The 20,655-nt window shown below is 67.6% G+C and carries 19 protein-coding genes; 15 read left to right on the forward strand and 4 right to left on the reverse strand.

The window, feature by feature from the left end; all coding sequences use genetic code 11:
- Positions 1–148: 148 nt before the first annotated feature.
- Positions 149–1,303, reverse strand: coding sequence for an iron-sulfur cluster carrier protein ApbC (apbC, locus tag ACSVC7_RS04210; RefSeq protein WP_448208495.1), 1,155 nt, complete (start codon positions 1,301–1,303; stop codon positions 149–151).
- A 198-nt stretch (positions 1,304–1,501) separates the two neighbouring features.
- Between apbC and hflK the strand changes: the two genes are divergently transcribed.
- From hflK to ACSVC7_RS04230, 4 genes are all read left to right on the forward strand, one after another.
- Positions 1,502–2,668, forward strand: coding sequence for an FtsH protease activity modulator HflK (gene hflK, locus ACSVC7_RS04215; protein ID WP_448208494.1), 1,167 nt, complete (start codon positions 1,502–1,504; stop codon positions 2,666–2,668).
- Positions 2,669–2,681: 13 nt separating this feature from the next.
- Positions 2,682–3,632 (forward strand): protease modulator HflC, encoded by a 951-nt coding sequence (hflC, locus tag ACSVC7_RS04220; RefSeq protein ID WP_448208493.1) that lies wholly within the window; start codon positions 2,682–2,684, stop codon positions 3,630–3,632.
- 200 nt (positions 3,633–3,832) lie between these two features.
- The gene (locus tag ACSVC7_RS04225) at positions 3,833–4,048 is read left to right on the forward strand and encodes a DUF2065 domain-containing protein (RefSeq protein WP_483508006.1); all 216 of its coding nucleotides are present in this window, start codon (positions 3,833–3,835) and stop codon (positions 4,046–4,048) included.
- Positions 4,049–4,311: 263 nt separating this feature from the next.
- Complete coding sequence (locus ACSVC7_RS04230; RefSeq protein WP_448208739.1) at positions 4,312–5,856, forward strand: DegQ family serine endoprotease; 1,545 nt, start codon at positions 4,312–4,314, stop codon at positions 5,854–5,856.
- Between the two features lie 173 nt (positions 5,857–6,029).
- On the opposite strand, the gene serB is transcribed toward ACSVC7_RS04230, so the two are convergent.
- Positions 6,030–6,926: a phosphoserine phosphatase SerB gene (serB, locus tag ACSVC7_RS04235; protein ID WP_448203178.1), complete on the reverse strand. Its 897-nt coding sequence runs from the start codon at positions 6,924–6,926 to the stop codon at positions 6,030–6,032.
- A 179-nt stretch (positions 6,927–7,105) separates the two neighbouring features.
- On the opposite strand from serB, the gene ACSVC7_RS04240 reads away from it, so the two are divergent.
- The 6 genes from ACSVC7_RS04240 (at position 7,106) to ilvC (ending at position 13,660) form a co-directional block, all read left to right on the forward strand.
- Positions 7,106–7,576: a cupredoxin domain-containing protein gene (locus ACSVC7_RS04240; protein ID WP_448203179.1), complete on the forward strand. Its 471-nt coding sequence runs from the start codon at positions 7,106–7,108 to the stop codon at positions 7,574–7,576.
- A 66-nt stretch (positions 7,577–7,642) separates the two neighbouring features.
- The gene (gene miaA, locus ACSVC7_RS04245) at positions 7,643–8,608 is read left to right on the forward strand and encodes a tRNA (adenosine(37)-N6)-dimethylallyltransferase MiaA (RefSeq protein ID WP_448203180.1); all 966 of its coding nucleotides are present in this window, start codon (positions 7,643–7,645) and stop codon (positions 8,606–8,608) included.
- Positions 8,609–8,620: 12 nt separating this feature from the next.
- On the forward strand, positions 8,621–9,844 hold the full coding sequence (locus tag ACSVC7_RS04250) for an aminotransferase-like domain-containing protein (RefSeq protein WP_448203181.1): 1,224 nt from the start codon (positions 8,621–8,623) through the stop codon (positions 9,842–9,844).
- A 286-nt stretch (positions 9,845–10,130) separates the two neighbouring features.
- The gene (locus ACSVC7_RS04255) at positions 10,131–11,894 is read left to right on the forward strand and encodes an acetolactate synthase 3 large subunit (protein ID WP_448203182.1); all 1,764 of its coding nucleotides are present in this window, start codon (positions 10,131–10,133) and stop codon (positions 11,892–11,894) included.
- 86 nt (positions 11,895–11,980) lie between these two features.
- Positions 11,981–12,487: an acetolactate synthase small subunit gene (gene ilvN, locus ACSVC7_RS04260; RefSeq protein WP_448203183.1), complete on the forward strand. Its 507-nt coding sequence runs from the start codon at positions 11,981–11,983 to the stop codon at positions 12,485–12,487.
- A gap of 153 nt (positions 12,488–12,640) precedes the next feature.
- Entirely contained in the window at positions 12,641–13,660 is a 1,020-nt protein-coding gene (gene ilvC / locus ACSVC7_RS04265) for a ketol-acid reductoisomerase (RefSeq protein WP_448203184.1), read from the forward strand.
- Positions 13,661–13,817: 157 nt separating this feature from the next.
- On the opposite strand, the gene hisE is transcribed toward ilvC, so the two are convergent.
- Together hisE and phoU are read right to left on the reverse strand one after the other, a co-directional pair.
- Positions 13,818–14,150 (reverse strand): phosphoribosyl-ATP diphosphatase, encoded by a 333-nt coding sequence (hisE, locus tag ACSVC7_RS04270; protein WP_448203185.1) that lies wholly within the window; start codon positions 14,148–14,150, stop codon positions 13,818–13,820.
- Between the two features lie 139 nt (positions 14,151–14,289).
- On the reverse strand, positions 14,290–14,994 hold the full coding sequence (gene phoU / locus ACSVC7_RS04275) for a phosphate signaling complex protein PhoU (protein WP_448203186.1): 705 nt from the start codon (positions 14,992–14,994) through the stop codon (positions 14,290–14,292).
- Positions 14,995–15,223: 229 nt separating this feature from the next.
- Here phoU and ACSVC7_RS04280 point away from each other — a divergent pair, with 229 nt between their 5' ends.
- The 5 genes from ACSVC7_RS04280 to mrdA all read left to right on the forward strand — a co-directional run bounded on the left by ACSVC7_RS04280 (position 15,224) and on the right by mrdA (position 20,649).
- Positions 15,224–15,790, forward strand: coding sequence for a TIGR00645 family protein (locus ACSVC7_RS04280; protein ID WP_448203187.1), 567 nt, complete (start codon positions 15,224–15,226; stop codon positions 15,788–15,790).
- 451 nt (positions 15,791–16,241) lie between these two features.
- A complete protein-coding gene (locus ACSVC7_RS04285) occupies positions 16,242–17,282 on the forward strand; it encodes a rod shape-determining protein (RefSeq protein WP_014240000.1) in 1,041 nt (346 codons plus the stop codon).
- Between the two features lie 91 nt (positions 17,283–17,373).
- Positions 17,374–18,243, forward strand: coding sequence for a rod shape-determining protein MreC (gene mreC / locus ACSVC7_RS04290; RefSeq protein ID WP_448203188.1), 870 nt, complete (start codon positions 17,374–17,376; stop codon positions 18,241–18,243).
- Positions 18,240–18,752, forward strand: coding sequence for a rod shape-determining protein MreD (gene mreD, locus ACSVC7_RS04295; protein ID WP_448203189.1), 513 nt, complete (start codon positions 18,240–18,242; stop codon positions 18,750–18,752). Before mreC ends, mreD begins: the two co-directional genes overlap by 4 nt.
- Positions 18,753–18,768: 16 nt before the next feature.
- On the forward strand, positions 18,769–20,649 hold the full coding sequence (gene mrdA, locus ACSVC7_RS04300) for a penicillin-binding protein 2 (protein WP_448203190.1): 1,881 nt from the start codon (positions 18,769–18,771) through the stop codon (positions 20,647–20,649).
- Positions 20,650–20,655: the final 6 nt, after the last annotated feature.

The following is a 20,655-nucleotide window of genomic DNA, read 5'->3' on the forward strand; positions in this document are numbered from 1 at the left end:
TCAGCTTTCCCATTCGTGAGGGGAATATGGGGCGCGTGCCCCCTCCCTCCCACTTCGTGGGTCCCTCCCTCCCCCGCTTCGCGGGAGAGGGCAAGGAAGCTCCCTCCACCGCAAAGCGGGGGAGGGTTGGGGAGGGGGCAACGGAACCTTACGACACGACGATCCGCGGCGCGGCGCGGGCAGGACCCTGGTCGCCGGCGATCTTCTCCCACACGCGCTGGGCGATGCGGCGGTAGGACTTGGCGTGCTCCGATTCGGGCTGCGACACCACGATCGGCTGGCCCTGGTCGGAGGTCTCGCGGATCTCGATGTGCAGCGGGATCTCGCCCAGGAATTCCATGCCCAGGGTCTCGGCCTCCTTGCGGGCGCCGCCGTGGCTGAAGATGTCCGTGCGGTGGCCGCAGTTGGGGCAGCAGAAATAGCTCATGTTCTCGATGATGCCGAGGACGGGCACGTCCACGCGGCGGAACATGTTCAGCCCCTTGCGGGCGTCCAGCAGGGCGATGTCCTGCGGGGTGGAGACGATGACCGCACCCGCCAGCGGCACCTGCTGCGCCATGGTCAGCTGCGCGTCGCCGGTGCCCGGCGGCATGTCGACCACCAGAACGTCCAGCGTGCCCCAGTTCACGTCGCGCAGCATCTGCTGCAGGGCGCTCATCACCATTGGGCCGCGCCAGATCATCGGCGTGTCCTCGGCCACCAGGAAACCCATGGACATCACCTTGATGCCGTAGTTCTCCATCGGCTCCAGCACGCGCCCGTCGTGGCTGACCGGGCGGCCGGAGATGCCGAGCATGCGCGGCATGGAGGGGCCGTAGATGTCGGCGTCCAGCAGGCCGACCTTCAGCCCGTTCGCCGCCATGGCGAGCGCCAGGTTGCTGGCCGTGGTGGACTTGCCCACGCCGCCCTTGCCGGAGGCGACGGCGATGATGGCCTTCACACCGGGGACCAGCGGCTTCTGCTCCGCCGGCTGGCCGTGGGCGTGGCCGTGCCCGCCATGCCCATGGCCGTGGTCATGCCCGTGGGCCTGCTGCGGCTGGGCTTGCCCGGCGGCGCGGTGCGCCGTCAGGACGGCGGTGACCGACAGCACGCCGGGCAGGGCCTCCACGGCCTTTTCGGCAGCGTGGCGCACCGGTTCGGCCTGGGCGCCGCGCTTGGGGTCGACTTCGATCGAAAAGGCGACGTTGCCGTCGCGGACGACGAGGCCGGACAGCATTCCGAGGCTGACGATGTCCTTGCCCCGTTCCGGATCGACGACCGTCCTCAGAACGTCAAGGACTTGAGCTTCGCTGACCTGCGCCATGGTTGAAAACTCCGCTGCCTTCCCGATATTGGCGGATATCCGTCGGTGGATTTCCTCTCCGAAGGGAGAGGCACTATAGGGCCGTCGGGCAATAATGGTAAAGGGGACCGAACTGGTCGGCAATCCTCCGACCGGAAAAGAACCCAGCCGAGAACGAGCCCGGCCAATAACGAGAGAGCGCGAAGGGGAACGAACGGTATGCCTTGGACCAATCAGGGAGGGGGTGGCGGTGGCGGCCCCTGGGGGCCTCCGCCGGGTGGCGGCCAGAATCCGTGGGGCCGTCCGCCGGGTGGTGGTGGAGGCGGTGGCGGACCGCAGCCGCCCGACCTTGAGGATCTGCTGCGCCGCGGCCAGGACCGCCTGAAGAAGGTCATGCCGGGCGGCGTGGGCAGTGGCCGGGGCATCGCCCTGGTCATCGGCCTGCTCGCCATCATCTGGCTCGCCAGCGGCATCTACCGGGTCGAGGCGGACGAGCAGGGCGTCGTCATGCGCTTCGGCCAGTGGGTCCGCACCGAGCAGCCGGGCCTGCGTTACCACCTGCCGGCGCCCATCGAGACGGTGCTGCTGCCCAAGGTGACGCGCGTCAACCGCATCGAGGTCGGCTTCCGCTCCGGCGGCGACGGGCGGCGCGGCGACCGCGACGTTCCCGACGAGTCGCTGATGCTGACCGGCGACGAGAACATCATCGACATCGACTACACGGTCTTCTGGGTCATCAAGGACGCGGGCCAGTACCTCTTCAAGATCCGCGAGCCCGAGATCACCGTGAAGAAGGCGGCCGAAAGCGCCATGCGCGAGGTGATCGGCCGGACCGAGCTGCAACCCGCCCTGACCGAGGCGCGCCAGCAGATCGAGACCTCCACGCGCCAGCTCCTCCAGGCCATGCTGAACGACTATGAGGCGGGCATCGAGGTGACGCAGGTGCAGTTGCAGAAGGCCGACCCGCCCGCACCCGTCATCGACGCCTTCAACGACGTGCAGCGCGCCCGCGCCGACCGCGAGCGCGCCCGCAACGAGGCGGAAGCCTACCGCAACGACATCATCCCGCGCGCCCGCGGCGAGGCGGAACGCCTGATCCAGGAGGCCTCGGCCTACCGCGAGCAGGTGGTGAATCTGGCCCAGGGCGACGCGGAGCGCTTCCGCAAGGTCTACGACGCCTTCTCCCAGGCCAAGGAAGTGACCGCCAAGCGCATGTATCTGGAGACGATGGAGGAGATCCTGCGCGGCGCCCACAAGGTCATCATCGACGGCAACGCGCAGGGCGGCCAGGGCGTGGTGCCCTACCTGCCGCTCGGCCAGCTCCAGCCGGCCCCGGCGGCGCCTTCGGCGGCTCCCGGCAAGCCCGGCCAGCAGCCGAACCGTTGAGGAGGCGACGACCATGAACCGCAGTCTTCTCATCGCCGGTATCGCCATCCTTCTGGCCGGCATCATCGCCTCCGCCTCGCTCTTCACCGTGAACGAGGCGCAGCAGGCGCTGGTCCTCCAGTTCGGCGAGCCGATGCGCGTGATCCGCGAGCCGGGCCTGAAGGCCAAGATCCCCTTCATCCAGGAGGTGCGCATCCTCGACCGGCGCGTGCTCGACCTCGACCCGCCGGTGGAGCAGGTCATCCTGGCCGACCAGAAGCGCCTGGACGTGGACGCCTTCGCCCGCTACCGCATCCTGGACCCGCTGAAGTTCTACCAGACCGCCGGCAACGAGGCGGTGGCCGAGACCCGGCTGAACGCCATCGTGAACTCGGCCCTGCGCCGCGTCCTCGGCAGCGTCACGCTGCTCGCCATCCTGTCGGACGAGCGTCCGCGCGTGATGAACGACATCCGCGGGCAGGTGAACGACGAGGCCAAACGATTCGGCATCGAGATCGTCGACGTCCGCATCCGCCGCGCCGACCTGCCGGAGGAGACCAGCCAGTCGATCTTCGCCCGCATGCGGTCGGAGCGTGAACGCGAGGCGGCGGAGGCCCGCGCCCAGGGCCAGGAGCAGTCGCAGCAGATCCGCGCCCGCGCCGAACGCGAACGCACGGTCCTCCTGGCCGAGGCCCAGCGCGACGCGCAGATCCTGCGCGGCGAAGGCGACAACCAGGCGCTGAAGCTGATCGCCCAGGCGACCTCGCAGGACCCGCAGTTCTACAGCTTCTACCGGACGCTGGAGGCCTACCGGAAGTCGCTGAACAAGGACGACACCACCATGGTGCTGTCCCCGACCGGCGAGTTCTTCCGCTACTTCGGCGACCTGTCCGGCGGCGACCAGAAGGCCCCGGCCCCGGCCAGCGCCGCCCCCGCGCCGCAACGTCCGGGCAACGCCGCCCCCGCGACCGCCGCGCAACAGTAACGCTCCCCTTCAAGCGCCCTAAAGCCCTCTCCCGCCTCCGGCGGGAGAGGGAGGGACCCGCCTCCGGCGGGAGGGTGAGGGCAAGGTTTGCCCAGGAGTCCTGATAGTGCGAACGCGGGATTCTCGGGCGGACCTTGCCCTCACCCTCCCACCGCTGACGCGGCGGGTCTCTCCCTCTCCCAGCGGGGCTGGGAGAGGGGATGAATGGCCCACCCGAATTCGCCTCCATGACCGACTTCCTCACCGCGCTCGCCCTCATGCTCGTCATCGAGGGCGCCCTTTACGCGCTGTTTCCCAACGCCATGCGGCGGGTCATCGTCGAAGCTCTGGCTCTGCCGGAGAATCAGTTGCGGGCGGCCGGGCTGCTCGCGGCGGTGGCCGGCGTCGGATTCGTCTGGCTGCTGCGCGCGGCGTGACGCGCGAAATCCCGATTCCGCGCGCGGTCTATGGACCGTTGCGCCATTTTCCGGCCATACTCGGCCCGGTATACTCGCTGGCCCGGCGTGGGCGCGGGTGGCCGGCGTGTTCGCTTGAAGCGATGTCGCGCACGGCTTACATCCGGCTACACGGACCGGCGCCACACGGACCGGGTGAGCGCCCTCGGCACGCACTCCAATTGGAACAAGAAGGGGCCGGACATCCGGCAGGGAGAGCTGAGTTGAACCCTAACCAAAACACCATGCGCGCCGTCGCGGTCGCCGACACCGGCCAACGGCGCAACCGTCTGACCCCGCGGACGGGTGTCGTTCCCCTGATCGCCGCTCTCCTGTGGGTGCTGACCGCCGCCGTCGGCAACCCCGCCGCCGCGCAGGCGCGGCAGGCTCCCGGCAGCTTCGCCGATCTGGCCGAGAAGCTGCTGCCCGCCGTGGTCAACATCTCCACCAGCCAAGCCGTTCCGCAGCGCCAGCAGGGCTCGCGCCCCGAGCTGCCGCAGTTCCCGCCGGGCTCGCCCTTTGAAGAGTTCTTCCGCGACTTCTTTGACCGGCAGCAGCAGGAACAGCCGCAGCAGCAGCAGTCGCGCAAGGCGACATCGCTAGGCTCCGGCTTCATCATCGACGCCAAGAACGGTCTGGTCGTCACCAACAACCACGTCATCCAGGACGCCGACGAGATCACCGTCATCCTCCAGGACGACACCAACATCAAGGCGGAGCTGGTCGGCAAGGACACCAAGACCGACGTGGCCCTGCTGAAGATCAAGACCAACCACCCGCTGACCGCCGTGCCCTTCGGCGATTCGGACGCCATGCGGGTGGGCGACTGGGTGCTGGCCATCGGCAACCCGTTCGGCCTCGGCGGCTCGGTGACCGCCGGCATCATCTCGGCCCGCCAGCGCGACATCAGCGCCGGCCCGTATGACGACTTCCTGCAGACCGACGCCTCGATCAACCGCGGCAACTCCGGCGGCCCGATGTTCAACCTGAACGGCGAGGTCATCGGCATCAACACCGCGATTTTCTCGCCGTCGGGCGGTTCGGTGGGCATCGGCTTCGCCATCCCGTCCAACCTCGCCAAGCAGGTCGTCGCCCAGCTCCGCGAGTTCGGCAAGACCCGCCGCGGCTGGCTCGGCGTGCGCATCCAGGCGGTGACGCCGGAGATCGCGGAGAGCCTCGGCCTCCAGGCCCACAAGGGCGCGCTGGTCGCCTCCGTCACGCCGAACGGCCCGGCCGCCAAGGCGGGCATCGTGGCCGGCGACGTGGTGACCAAGTTCGACGGCAAGGAGATCGGCGAGATGCGCCGCCTGCCGCGCGTCGTCGCCGAAACGCCGATCGACAAGGCCGTCCCGGTCGAGGTGTTCCGCAAGGGCAAGGCCCAGACCCTTCAGGTCAAGGTGGGCGAGCTTGAGGCCGCCGAGGAATCGGGCCTTCTGGCCGCCGTTCCCGACGACCGCCGCCAGCCCCAGCAGGCCCCGGCCCAGAAGCCGACCGAGACGCTGGGCCTGAAGCTGACCAACATCACCCCGGAACTGCGCCAGCAGTTCGAGATCAAGCCCGAGCTGAAGGGCGTGGTGGTGACCGAGGTGTCGAACAACTCGACGGCTTCGGAAAAGGGCATGCGCGCCGGCGACGTCATCATCGAGGTCGGCCAGGAAGAGGTCCGCAAGCCGGAAGACGTGACGAGCAAGATCCAGAAGGCGAAGGAGCAGGGCAAGAAGTCCATCCTGCTTCTGGTCGACCGCAAGGGCGACCTGCGCTTCGTCGCCATCCCGCTCGGCCAGGGCTGACCGGTCAGGCCTGAAAACGAAAACGGCACCGGGGGAAACCTCCGGTGCCGTTTTGTTTTTTCAAGTTTCGTAGGTTGGGTTGAGCATCAGCGAAACCCAACAGGCTCGCCATCACAACCTGTGTTGGGTTTCGCTGGCGCTCAACCCAACCTACGAGGCTGTCAGGCTTACTTTTACCCCTCCACGATCTCCTCCGCCTGGTAGCCCTGGGCGTAGAGCAGCGCGGTCAGGTCGCCGTGGTCCACGCGGGCGCGGGCCTGGGCGGCGACGGTCGGCTTGGCGTGGTAGGCCACGCCCAGGCCGGCGGCGAGCAGCATCGGCAGATCGTTGGCGCCGTCGCCGACGGCCATGGTCTCCACGGTCGGGACATGGCGCTCCCCGGCGTAGGCGAGCAGGGCTTCCAGCTTGCTGTCCTTGTCGAGGATCGGCTCGACCACCGCGCCGGTCATGATGCCGTCCACGACCTCCAGCACGTTGCCGCGGTCGTCGTCGAAGCCGACCCAGCCGCGCACGCGCTCCGTGAAGCAGCGGAAGCCGCCGGACACCAGAACGCAGGTGGCGCCGTTGGCGCGCATGGTGGCGACCAGCGCCTTGGCCCCCGGCATCAGGGTGGCGCGCTGCCACACCTCGTCGATGACGCTTTCCTTCAGCCCCTTCAGCAGGGCCACGCGCTCACGCACCGCGCCCTTGAAGTCGATCTCGCCGTTCATGGCGCGGGCGGTGATGTCGGCGATGTGATCCTTCAGCCCGACATAGTCGCCCAGCTCGTCCAGCATCTCCTGCTGGATGATGGTGGATTCCATGTCGGCGACCAGCAGCCGCTTCTTCCGGTTGGCGGGGCCTTGCGCGATCACGTCCACCGGCTGTCCGGCCAGCGCCTGCCGCACCGCGGCCTCGGCCTGCTCCGGCGCAAGCCCGGCCGTGGCGATGTCGCAGGCGCGGCCGGGGGCCAGCCAGTCCGGCTTTGCCGTGTCGGCGCCGAGCGCGGTCAGGGAGGAGCGGGCGGCCTGCACGGTCTGCTCGTCGAGGACGGCGGAGGCGGCGGCGATCAGCGTAACAACGGCGCTCATGTGTGATCCTGGAAGGGGGGCGATCCTGGAAGGGGGCGATCCTGGAAGAAGTCCAGCGCGAAGGCGCGCGCGCTCCCTACCACAGCCGGGGCACTCCGCCAACCGTCGTAGACATTCCGCGCCGGGGAGCAGCGGGCGGGGCTGCGGCGTTTCAGCAGGAATCCAGGGAGGGTCCGGCCATGCCCCTGCGGATTTGTGTCCTTCTCGCCGTGTTCGCCGTCGCCGCCTGCACCAGCGGAACCAATCTCGCGCCCATTCCCCCGCCCGGCTATGTCGGCGACGTTCCGTCCCGCGTCGCGGCCGTGGACTGGACGCAGGAGATGCCGGTAACGGTGCGCCTCGTCGAGTTCTCCTTCCGGCCCGACCAATTGAGCTTCGACCGTGGCAGGCCCTACCGGCTCGCCTTGCAGAACGACGGGGTGGGCCCGCATACCTTCACCTCCGAGGGCTTTTTCAGGGCCATCGCGGTGCGCCGTGTGACCACCCCGCAGTCCGTCGTGGACACCCCGGCGCTGGTGAATCTGGAGATCCCGCCCGGCGAGACCTATGTGGTCGAGTTCGTTCCCGTCGAAACCGGGCAGTTCGATGTGATCTGTCAGAAACCTCTGCACAGCAGCTTCGGCATGCACGGAACCATCATCGTCCGCTAGGTGCCTTGCGTTTCGGCACCGTCCCCTGCCATACGCTGTTGCCGAAGCATATCCCGGCAAGGCGACATGGCTCAGGATAAGAACGTGGTGGTGATCGGCGGGCCGACGGCCTCCGGCAAGTCGGGCATGGCGCTCGACATCGCCGAGGCGTTCGGCGGCACCGTCATCAACGCCGACAGCATGCAGCTCTACGCCGACCTCGACGTGCTGACCGCCCGTCCGGGGGCGGAGGATCTGGAGCGCGTGCCGCATCGGCTCTACGGCGTGCTGCCCGCGTCGAAGCGCGGTTCGGCCGCGCGCTGGCGCGACATGGCGCTGGTGGAGATCGCGCTGGCCCATGCGGAGGGGCGTCTGCCGGTCGTCGTCGGCGGCACCGGCCTCTATCTGCGCAGCCTGATGGAAGGCTTGAGCGCCGTTCCCGCCATCCCGGAGGAGATCCGCAAGGCCGCCCACGACCGCCTGCGGGAGCTGGGCGGCGAGGCCTTCCGGGAGGAGCTGGTGCGCCGCGACCCCGCCTCCGCCAAGCTGAACCCCGGCGACACCACCCGCCTGACCCGCGCGTGGGAGGTGCTGGAGGCGACGGGTCACCCGCTGTCCCATTGGCAGACGCAGACCGCCGAGGGCGCGCCGGCCGGGCTGTCCTTCACCGTTCTGGTGCTCGACCCGCCGCGCGAGGCGCTCTACGCCAACTGCGACCGCCGGTTCGAGCTGATGATGGGGCAGGGGGCGCTGGAGGAGGTGCGACGCTTGGACGCGCAGGCCCTCGACCCCGACCTGCCGGCCATGAAGGCGCTGGGCGTGCCGGAACTGCGCGCGCATCTGCATGGGGAGCTATCCCTCGACGAAGCCATTGCGCTGGCTCAACAATCCACGCGGCGCTACGCCAAGCGGCAGGTCACCTGGTTCCGCCACCAGCTCGTCGCCCGCCCGCCGCTCTCCGCCGCGCATGGCTGCCATACTCTCAGTTCGCTCTATTCCGCATCGCTTAGGCATGCAATGCTGACCTATATTGAAACGACGTTGCGCCGCTGATCTTCAGGAGGAATGAAAGTGACCGTCGATTGGGGACATGTGTTTGCCGGCCGCGTGGGCGGCATGACCGCTTCGGAAATCCGGGAGCTGCTGAAGCTGATCGACCGGCCGGAGATCATCTCCTTCGCCGGGGGCATCCCCGACTCCGATTTCTTCCCGACCGCGGCCATCGCCCGCGCCTATGAGAAGATCTTCCAGTCCAACAACGGGGCGGCCGGCGGCGCGCTGCAATACACCATCAGCGAAGGCTACACGCCGCTGCGCGAGTGGATTTGCAACTACATGGGCCGCCACGGCATCCAGGCCGGGGTGGACGAGGTGCTGGTCACCAGCGGTTCGCAGCAGGCGCTGGAGTTCGTCGGCAAGCTGCTGATCGGGCCGGGCGATCTGGTGGCGGTGACGCGCCCGACCTACCTCGGCGCGCTCCAGGCCTTCTCCCCCTACGAGCCGACCTACGTCTCGATCCCCGGCGACGCCGAGGGTCCGGACCTCGTCGCTCTGGAAGAGGCGCTGGCGAAGAAGCCGAAGTTCTTCTACCTCGTCCCCGACTTCCAGAACCCCAACGGCACCACCGTGTCGCTGGCCCGGCGCGAGGCCCTGCTGGAGCTGTGCACCAAGCACGGCGTGCCCGTGGTCGAGGACGCCGCCTACACCGAGCTGCGCTACGACGGGGAGCCGCTGCCGCCCATCGCCGCCCTCGACGCGGCGAAGAACGGCGGGAAGATCACCAACGTGATCTACTGCGGCTCCTTCTCCAAGACGATGGTGCCGGCCTTCCGCGTGGGCTGGATCAACGGCCCGGCGGAGGTCATCAACCGGCTGGTGCTGATGAAGCAGGCCGGCGACCTGCACACCAGCACCATCAACCAGATCGTCCTGCACGACGTGGTGTCGGAGATTTTCGACTCCCACATCCGCCGCCTGCGCGGGAACTACAAGGAGCGCCGCGACGCGCTGCTGACCGCGCTGGACGACTTCGCGCCGGAGGGCGTGACCTGGACGAAGCCGGAAGGCGGCATGTTCGTCTGGATCGAGGTGCCGGAGGCCATCGACGGGGCCGATCTGCTGGTCCGCGCCATCAAGGAGGCCAACGTCGCCTTCGTGCCCGGTTCGGCCTTCCACGCCGACCGGACGGGGCGGAACACGCTGCGTCTCAGCTTCTCCAACAACAAGCCGGAGCGCATCCGCGAAGGCATCCGCCGCCTGTGCGGCCTGCTGGAGACGGTGGCGGCGTAAGCCTTTCCAACCGCCCGAGCTTTGCGAAGCCCGCCGTCGCCTCCGCGCCGGCGGGCTTTCGCATTTTGCCCCACCACATCGGGAAATATTTGGAAAAACTGCGGCAAAAAAGCTTTTCGATCATTCGCAAAATGGGTTGACCGATGACCGGCGAATTGTCTAGGTTGCCCGTCCCGGTTCTGGCCTTTGGGGATAACCCCTTGTTTTCCATAGAGGTGGGGCCGGGGTACGCGAAGGAACAGGGCCGCCCGTGGAATGAGGGGCCCCATTAGGAAGGTCGAGAGCTATGCCCGAACAGAAGCTGACCGGCGCGCAGATCGTCATCAAGGCCCTGAAGGACCAGGGCGTAGACATCATCTTCGGCTATCCGGGCGGCGCGGTACTTCCCATCTACGACGCCCTGTTCCAGCAGAACGACATCAAGCACATCCTCGTCCGGCATGAGCAGGCGGCCGTGCACGCCGCGGAAGGCTACGCCCGCTCCACCGGCAAGGTGGGCTGCGTGCTGGTGACCTCCGGCCCCGGCGCCACCAACGCCGTGACGGGCCTGCTGGACGCCCTGTGCGACAGCATTCCGCTGGTCTGCCTGTCCGGCCAGGTGCCGACGCACCTGATCGGCAACGACGCCTTCCAGGAGGCCGACACCACCGGCATCACCCGTCCCTGCACCAAGCACAACTATCTGGTGAAGGACGTCAACAATCTGGCGCGCACTCTGCACGAGGCCTTCTACGTGGCCCGCAACGGCCGTCCGGGTCCGGTGCTGGTCGACATCCCGAAGGACGTGCAGTTCGCCGACGGCACCTACGTCCCGCCGACCGAGGTGAAGCACAAGACCTACCGCCCGCAGGTGAAGCCCGAGATCGCCCGCGTGGAAGAGGCCATCGAGCTGATCGCCAACGCCAAGCGCCCGGTCTTCTACACCGGCGGCGGCGTGGTGAACGCCGGCCCCTTCGCGGCGAAGCTGCTGACCCAGTTCGTGAAGCTGACCGGCTTCCCGATCACCTCGACCCTGATGGGCCTGGGCGCCTTCCCGGCGTCGGACCCGCAGTGGCTTGGCATGCTGGGCATGCACGGCACGTACGAGGCGAACCTCGCCATGTACAACTGCGACGTCATGATCAACATCGGCGCCCGCTTCGACGACCGCGTGACCGGCAAGCTGTCGGAATTCGCGCCGGGTTCGAAGAAGATCCACGTCGACATCGACCCCAGCTCGATCAACAAGAACGTCGAGGTGGACATCCCCATCGTCGGTGACGCCGGCGCGGTGCTGGAAGACATGATCCGCATCTGGAAGGCCCGCCAGAAGCGCGCCGATCAGGCCGCGCTGAAGGAGTGGTGGGGCCAGATCGACGGCTGGCGCGGCCGCAACTGCCTGAACTATCACCGCACCGAATCGGTCATCAAGCCGCAGTACGCGCTGGAACGCCTGCGCGAGGCGCTGAAGGGCAAGGACCACTACATCACCACGGAAGTCGGCCAGCACCAGATGTGGGCCGCCCAGTTCCTGCCCTTCGACCAGCCGAACCGCTGGATGACCTCGGGCGGCCTGGGCACCATGGGCTACGGCCTGCCGGCGGCCATCGGCGCGCAGCTCGCCCACCCGGACGCCATCGTGGTGGACGTGTCGGGCGAGGCCTCCTTCCTGATGAACATGCAGGAGATCGGCACCGCCGTTCAGTACCGCGCCCCGGTCAAGATCTTCATCCTGAACAACAAGTACATGGGCATGGTGCGCCAGTGGCAGGAGCTGCTGCACGGTTCCCGCTATTCCAACAGCTATTCGGAGGCGCTGCCCGACTTCGTGAAGCTGGCGGAGGCCTGGGGCTGCGCCGGCCTGCGCGCCTCCACGGTGGCCGAGGTGGACGAGGTGATCCAGAAGATGCTGGAGATCACCGACCGTCCGGTCATCGTCGACATCGCCGTGGACCCGAAGGAAAACTGCTTCCCCATGATCCCCGGCGGCAAGGCGCACAACGAAATCCTGCTCGGCCCGGAGGACAGCCCGTCGGACGCCACGCCGGAAGACGGCATGGTTCTGGTCTGATCGCGGCCCCTGTAAATTGCCCCGGTTAATTCCAGGGCGGAATTCCAGGGCGGGCAACTGAGATCCTTCGGGAGAGAGTACGGATCATGGACGACAAGATCGAAAAGCACACCATCGCCGTGCTGGTGGACAACGAGCCCGGCGTGCTGGCCCGCGTGATCGGCCTGTTCTCCGGCCGCGGCTACAACATCGAAAGCCTGACGGTGGCGGAGGTCAACACGGCCGACCATCTGTCGCGCATCACCCTGGTCACCTCCGGCACCCGCATGGTGGTGGAGCAGATCAAGGCCCAGCTCGACCGCCTCGTGCCCGTGCACAAGGTCCACGACCTGACCGACGAGGGGCCGTCGGTGGAGCGCGAACTGGCGCTGGTGAAGGTGGCCGGCACCGGCGACAAGCGCATCGAGGCGCTGCGCCTTGCCGACATCTTCAAGGCGGAGGTGGTGGACGCCACGCTCACCTCCTTCGTGTTCGAGCTGACGGGCACCACGGCGGAGCTGGACGACTTCATCGGCCTGATGGCCCAGCTCGGCCTCGTCGAGGCCACCCGCACCGGCGTCGTCGCCATCTCCAAGGGCGCCGCCGGGTTCTGACCGCAGCACTCCATGACGGCGGGGAAGGGCAGCCCGCCGTCATTTTAGCCGCCTGCCCTCGGCGTTCTGCTTGACGCGGCCTTTCTGCCGGTGGAGTAATTCCGCTGCGCAAAACTCGCACCACCAGTTCGAAGAATCCAAGGAAGCACCACCATGCGCGTCTATTATGATCGTGATGCCGACGTGAACCTGATCAAGGGGAAGAAGGTCGTCATCGTCGGCTACGGCAGCCAGGGCCACGCCCACGCCAACAACCTGCGTGACAGCGGCGCGAAGGACGTGCGCATCGCGCTGCGTCCGGGCTCGGCCACCATCAAGAAGGCCGAAGGCGCCGGCTTCACGGTCATGTCCCCGGCCGAGGCTGCCGCCTGGGCCGACGTGGTGATGATCCTCACCCCGGACGAGCTGCAGGCCGACCTGTACCGCGACGACCTCGCCAAGAACATGAAGCAGGGCGCCGCGCTCGCCTTCGCGCATGGCCTGAACGTCCACTTCAACCTGATCGAGCCGCGCGCCGACCTCGACGTGTTCATGATCGCGCCGAAGGGTCCCGGCCACACCGTGCGCGGCGAATACCAGCGCGGCGGCGGCGTGCCCTGCCTCGTGGCCGTTCACCAGAACGCCTCCGGCAACGCGCTGGACATCGCCCTGTCCTACGCCTCGGCCATCGGCGGCGGCCGCGCCGGCATCATCGAGACCACCTTCAAGGAAGAGTGCGAGACCGACCTGTTCGGTGAGCAGGCCGTGCTCTGCGGTGGCCTGACCGAGCTGATCAAGGCTGGCTACGAGACGCTGACCGAGGCCGGCTACGCGCCGGAGATGGCCTACTTCGAGTGCCTGCACGAGGTGAAGCTGATCGTCGACCTCATGTACGAGGGCGGCATGGCCAACATGCGCTACTCGATCTCCAACACCGCCGAATACGGCGACTACAAGACCGGCCCGCGCATCATCACCCCGGAGACCAAGGCCGAGATGAAGCGCGTCCTGGAAGACATCCAGACCGGCCGCTTCGTCCGCGACTGGATGCTGGAGTGCAAGGCCGGCCAGCCGTCCTTCAAGGCCATCCGCCGCCGCAACGCCGAGCACTCGATCGAGCAGGTCGGCGAGAAGCTGCGCGCCATGATGCCCTGGATCGCCGAGCGCCGTCTGGTCGACAAGAGCAAGAACTAAGCGGTTCTTCGCTCCCGACATGGAAAAGCGCGCCGCTCGCGGCGCGCTTTTTCGTTGGAAGGTGGAAAAATGTAGGTTGGGTTGAGCGAAGCGAAACCCAACATGCCCGGCGCGTTGGGTTTCGCTTCGCTCAACCCAACCTACGGACTTCCGGAATTTACTTGTCCCCGACCACGGTCAGCTTCGGCAGCTTCTCGGCGATTCCGTACAGGGACTCCCGCCGGCGGATTTCGGCGAAGACGTCCTCGGGCGTGATGCCCATGGCGGCCCACAGGACGGAGAGGTTGTAGAGGAGGTCGGCGCTCTCGTTGACCACGCCCGTACGGTCGTCGTTCATGGCGTCCAGCGCCACCTCGACCGCCTCCTCGCCCACCTTCTTGGCGATCTTCTTCGCCCCCGCCGCGAACAGCCGCGCCGTGCGGGAGGAGGACGGATCCATCCCCTGGCGCTCCAGAATCGCGGCGTAGAGGCGGTGGAGTTCGTCGGACATCGCGGGGCGGCTCGGCAATCGTTGAGCGTCTAACGTGACCGTTCCGCGACGCGATTTCCATCCCCCGCACGGTTAGTCGGCAAGCCTGCGGCGCGGAGTCGCGTCTATGCCGGATGAGACGCTAAGCCCAGCCGAAAGCTCAAATCGACCCGCGCGAGCGGTCGGCCTTGGGGCGCTCCTCCAGCAGGGGGCGGCCGGTGGACACGAAATGCACGATCTCGGCGATGTTTGTGGCGTGGTCGCCGATGCGCTCCAGGCTCTTGGCGATGAACATCAGGTGCATGTTCGGCGTGAACAGGTCCGGCGCCCGCGTCGCGGAACTCGTGATGCCCTCGCACAGGCTGGTGTACAGCTCGTCCACCTCGTCGTCAGAGCGCCAGACGCTCAGCGCCATCTCGACGTCGCCGTCCACATAGGCGTCGACGGCCGTGGTCAGGCGCTGACGCACCAGCCGGCCGAGGTTCGGCAGGCTGTGGGTCGCGGAGCTGTCCGGGAATTCGGCGATGGCCGCAGCGCGCCGGGCCGTGTTGGCGGCGTGGTCGCCGACGCGCTCCAGGTTGCCGGCGATCTTGAGGGCGGCGATCACCTCGCGCAGGTCGTCGGCGACGGGCTGGCGCAGCACCAGCATGCGCATGCAGTTGGCCTCGATCTCATGCTCGTAGCCGTCGAGCCGCGCGTCGGACGCCACGATGCTGCGCGCCAGTTCTGGGTCGCGCCGGGTCAGGCATTCCAGCGCCTGATCGATCTGGGTCTCCGCCGCGCCGGCCATCTGCACGATGCTCGACTTCAGCCGCTTCATCGCGTCTTCGAAGGCGGTGACGATGTGCGGGGCGGGGTTCTTCATGGTTCACGAGCCTTTCGAGACGGGCCGCAGCGCTGCAATCCCCGGCGCGGAGCGGGGGTGTTGACGTTACAGTTTTGTGGCGGCGAAGACCAGAGTCGTCCACTTGGCGTCCCCGGCAACCGGTTGATTTGCCGGGCGCGTGATGGCAGAACGCAGGTGCAGCAAAGCCTCCGGTCCGCTCGCGGGCTCCAACACTCCCATCCTTGAACCATCACGGATTCCGGCCGTCATGATCGAACGCCGCTTCGAACAGATCATCTTCGCCAGCCGCTGGCTGCTCGCCCCCTTCTATCTGGGGCTGGTCGTGTCGCTGCTGATGCTGCTGATCAAGTTCACGCAGGAGATCCTGCACATTTTCCCGCATGTGCTGGAGATGCAGGAAAAGGACGTGCTGCTGGCCGTGCTGACCCTGATCGACCTGTCGCTTGCGGGCAATCTCCTGCTGATGGTGATCTTTTCGGGGTACGAGAATTTCGTGTCCAAGATCGACGTCGCCAATCACGAGGACCGCCCGGACTGGATGGGCAAGGTCGATTTCGGCGGGCTGAAGCTGAAGCTCATCGCCTCCATCGTGGCGATCTCGGGCATTCATCTGCTGAAGGGCTTCATGAACATCGACCACACTGCGAGGGACGAGCTGATGTGGATGGTCATCATCCACATGACCTTCGTGGTGTCCGGCGTTCTTCTGGCGCTGATGGACCGGCTGGAAGGGGATCACCACGGCGCGAAGGTCGCCACTGGGGTGGCCGCGGCCGCCGCCACGGCGGAGTCCTCCAAAAACCATCATCACTGATGCGCGAAAAGGGGGGATTTCCGGCCCGGATTCGGCCACAAAGCCGTTGCGGCAGGGTGTGAATCGGCCTAGAGATACCCCCCGGCGCAGGCGGGGCCATTGGCCGGCGGCGGAGGTTTCGGCTTCTGCTGTTGACGGAAAATTAACCCTGATCCGCCAGTGTCACAGGCACCGGAGCACGGCGAACGCCGCTGTTTCGGGGTCTGATTTTCTCCGAAGGGCACGGTCCTCATTGAGGCCGAATCCCGATGGGAATTCAACCGGATCGGTCGCGGCGCCCGCTTGTCGGGTGGCGGATGCAGGGTCCGGGCAGGCTTGCCGGTTGCACTCTCCGCTTGAGCGCGAAGGGGCATTCGTCTAAGGAACCGTTGGCGGACCGTGAGCCTCCGTACCGGAGCATCCACACCGTCGGCAAGGCCGTCTCAACCGCATTGAAGAGTTAGTCGGGTCCATGCTTTCCAAACTCCTCGGCGTGCTTTCCGCCGACATGGCGATCGATTTGGGGACGGCCAACACCCTGGTGTACGTCAAGGGGCGCGGCATCGTTCTGAACGAACCGTCCGTTGTGGCCATCGCGAACGTGCGCGGCAAGAAGCAGGTCCTCGCCGTCGGCGACGAGGCCAAGATGATGCTGGGCCGCACGCCGGGCAACATCCAGGCCATCCGTCCTCTGCGCGACGGCGTCATCGCCGACTTCGAAGTCGCCGAGGAAATGATCAAGCACTTCATCCGGAAGGTGCACAACCGGCGCAGCTTCGCCAGCCCGCAGGTCATCATCTGCGTGCCGTCGGGCTCCACCGCCGTCGAGCGCCGCGCGATCCAGGAGTCGGCCGAGGCCGCCGGCGCGCGCCGGGTGTTCCTGATTGAGGAGCCCATGGCCGCCGCCATCGGCGCCGGGCTTCCGGTGACGGAGCCCACGGGCTCCATGGTCGTCGACATCGGCGGCGGCACCACCGAGGTGGCGGTCCTGTCGCTGGGCGGCATCGTCTATTCGCGCTCCGTGCGCGTGGGCGGCGACAAGATGGACGAGGCCATCATCGGCTACATCCGCCGCACCCATAACCTGCTGGTCGGCGAAGGCTCGGCCGAGCGGATCAAGAAGGAAATCGGGTCGGCCTGCCCGCCGGAAGACGGCGAGGGCCGCATCCTGGAGATCAAGGGCCGCGACCTGATGAACGGCGTGCCCAAGGAGCTGATCATCTCCGAACGGCAGATCGCCGAGTCGCTGGCGGAGCCGGTCTCGGCCATCGTCGAGGCGGTGAAGGTGGCGCTGGAGCACACGGCCCCCGAACTGGCCGCCGACATCGTCGACAAGGGCATCGTGCTCACCGGCGGCGGCGCGCTGCTGGGCAACCTGGACTTCGTGCTGCGGCACGCCACCGGCCTGCCGGTGTCGATCGCCGACGACCCGCTCTCCTGCGTGGCGCTCGGCACGGGCCGCGCGCTGGAAGAGATGAAGACGCTGCGAAACGTCTTGGTCAGTGCATACTGATTGGTGTATTCCTCGGTTGGACATCCCCGGCGGCTAGAGCGGATGCGATAGACCGCCGGGCGTGTACCGCGTATCTGGACGGGATGATCCTGTGAAGCCTCGCACCTCCGGATCCGTCGTACGCCTTGCCGCCCCACTGCGGGCCCTTGCTCAGCGATTCTCCTTCCTGCTGCTGGTCCTGGCCTCCATCGCGCTGATGATGGTGGGCAAGATCGACGCGCTGTCCGTGGACAACGCGCGTGCCCGCGTGACCGATGCCTTCGCCCCGATCCTCGACGCGATCTCCCGCCCCGCCGCCACCGCCGCCCATGTGGTGGAGTCGGTGGTCGAGTTGGAGAACGCCTTCGACGAGAACAAGCGGCTGAAGGCGGAGAACGCGCGGCTGCTGCAATGGAAGCAGGCGGCGCTGCGGCTGGAGGCGGAAAACAACAGCCTTCGTTCGCTGCTGCGCGCGACGCCGGAGCCGTCGTCCCGCTTCATCACGGCGCGCGTCATCGCCGCCCCCGGCAGTTCCTTCCTGCGCACGCTGGTGGTCACCGCCGGCCGTCGGGATGGTGTGCGCAAGGGGCAGGCGGCGCTGGCTGGCCCCGGACTGGTGGGCCGCGTGGTGGAGGTGGGCGAGTGGTCGGCGCGCATCCTGCTGCTGACCGACATCAACGCCCGCATCCCGGTCGTGCTGGAAAGCTCGCGCCAGCGCGCGGTGATGGCCGGCGACAACTCCGACCAGACCCGTCTTCTGTATCTGCCGCCCGACGCCGCCATCCAGGTGGGCGAGCGGGTGGTGACCTCCGGCCATGGCGGGCAGTTCCCGCCGGGCCTCCCCGTGGGCGTCGTCGCCTCGGTGGGTGAACGCGGCGTCCGGGTGCAGCCGAACGTCGACCTGTCGCGGGTTGAACACCTGCAACTGGTTGATTTCAGCCTGCCGGGGACCGAAGCGGACCCGTCGAACGAAGTGAAATGACCCTGACGCTCTGGCAGCGGCTGGACAAGACGGGCCGCAACCTTGCGCCGTTCGCCGTGACGGTGATGCTGGTGCTGATCGGCCTCGTCCCGGTGCCGATCCCCGCCTATGCCCCGGTGGCGCCGTTCCTGACGGCCATCGCGGTCTATTACTGGGCGATCCACCGGCCGGACCTGATGCGTCCGGGCACCAGCTTCCTGATCGGTCTGCTTCAGGATCTTCTGACCGGCGGGCCGCTGGGGGTGAACGCGCTGGTGCTGGTGATCGTGCATTGGGCGGTGATGAACCAGCGCCGGGTGCTCCAGGCCAGCACTTTCGCCATGATGTGGCTCGGCTTCGCCATGGTGATGCTGGGGGTGGCCTGTGTGCAATGGCTGGCCTTTTCGGCGCTGAACGCGACGGTGCTTCCGTTCAACCCGGCGCTGTTCCAGGCGCTGCTGACGATGGCGTTCTTCCCGGCCGTGGCCTGGATTCTGATCCGCGTGCACCGCGCTTTCCTGCAGGGGTGATGGACCGTTGAGTTCCATGGACCGCGATACCGACCGCTACCGCTTGCTGACCCGCCGCGCCGCCGTGCTGGGCGGGATCAAGCTTGCCGGGCTGTCCGCGCTGGTCGGGCGGCTCTATTACCTGCAGGTGGTCGAGTCGGCGCGCTACACGATGCTGGCGGAGGAAAACCGCATCAGCCTGCGGCTGGTCGCCCCGTCGCGCGGCACCATCGTCGACCGCTTCGGCACGCCGCTGGCCATGAACCAGCAGAACTACCGCGTCGTAGTGGTGTCGGAGCGCACGCGCAACATCCAGGACACGTTGGACAAGGTGTCCAAGATCGTGCCGCTGACCGACACGGACCGCCGCCGGGTGATGCGCGAGCTGCACCGCAAGCGCCGCTTCGTCCCGGTCACCGTGCGCGAGAACCTGACCTGGGAGCAGGTCGCGACCATCGAGATGAACACGCCGGACCTGCCGGGCGTCGCCATCGAAGTCGGCGAGATCCGCCATTACCCGCACTCCGACGCCACCGCGCACATCCTGGGATACGTCGGTGCCGTGTCGGAGTCGGAGCTGAACGGCGACCCGGTCCTGTCGCTGCCGGGCTTCCGCATCGGCAAGGCCGGCATGGAGAAGTTCCATGAAAAGGCGCTGCGCGGCACCGCCGGCACCAGCCAGCTCGAAGTCAACGCCGTCGGCCGCGTGATCCGCGAACTGTCGCGCGACGAGGGGCAGCCGGGTCGCGAAGTGCAGCTGACCATCGACATCGGCCTCCAGCGCTACGTGCAGCAGCGCCTGTCGCAGGAGACGAGTGCGGCGGCCGTGGTGATGGACGTGCACACCGGGGGCATCTACGCGCTCTGCTCGCACCCCAGCTACGACCCCAACCAGTTCACCATGGGCATCAACGCCGAGCTGTGGGAAGAGCTGCTGTCCAACCCCGCAACCCCGCTGAACAACAAGGCGGTGGCCGGGCAGTACCCACCGGGCTCCACCTTCAAGCCGGTGGTGGCGCTGGCGGCGCTGGAATCGGGGCTCATCAGCCGCACCCACTCGGTCTTCTGCCCCGGCCACATGGATCTTGGCGACCACCGCTTCCACTGCTGGAAGAAGGGTGGGCACGGCACGGTCGACGTGGTCGGCGCGCTGCGCCATTCCTGCGACGTGTTCTTCTACGACGTGGCCCGGCGCATCGGCATCGACCGCATCGCGGAGATGGCGCACCGCTTCGGCATGGGCGAACTGACCGGCCTGGACCTGCCGCACGAGCGGGCGGGCCTGATCCCGTCCGTGGAATGGAAGAAGGGCGCGCTTGGCAAGTCCTGGTCGCCGGGCGAATCGCTGATCGCCGCCATCGGCCAGGGCTACGTGCTGTCCACGCCGCTCCAGCTCGCCGCCATGACCGCGCGGCTGGCGAACGGCGGCTATGCCGTGAAGCCGCACCTGACGCGCCAGATCAAGGGGCTCGCGACGGAGCAAGCCTCCTGGCCGCCCATGGGGGTGAAGAAGGAAAACCTGGACCTCATCATGCGCGGCATGTTCGAGGTGACCAACGCCCCGAACGGCACCGCTTACAGGGCGCGCATCACCGAACCCGGCTTCGAGATGGCCGGCAAGACCGGCTCCGCCCAGGTCCGCCGCATCACCATGGCGGAACGCAACAGCGGCGTGAAAAAGAACGAGGACCTGCCCTGGCGGGAGCGCGACCACGCTCTGTTCATCTCCTACGCCCCGGTCAGCGCGCCGCGTTACGCCTGCTCGGTCTTCGTGGAGCATGGCGGCGGCGGATCCACCGCGGCAGGTCCCATTGCGCGCGACATCCTTCTGGAGTGCCAGAAGCGCGACCCCGGCCGTGCCGCCGTCGCCGATGGCGCCCAGCCGCCCGTTCCGCCGGGCGAGCGGTCGCGGGGGTAAGGCGGG

The sequence above is a fragment of the Azospirillum mesophilum genome (assembly GCF_053470405.2).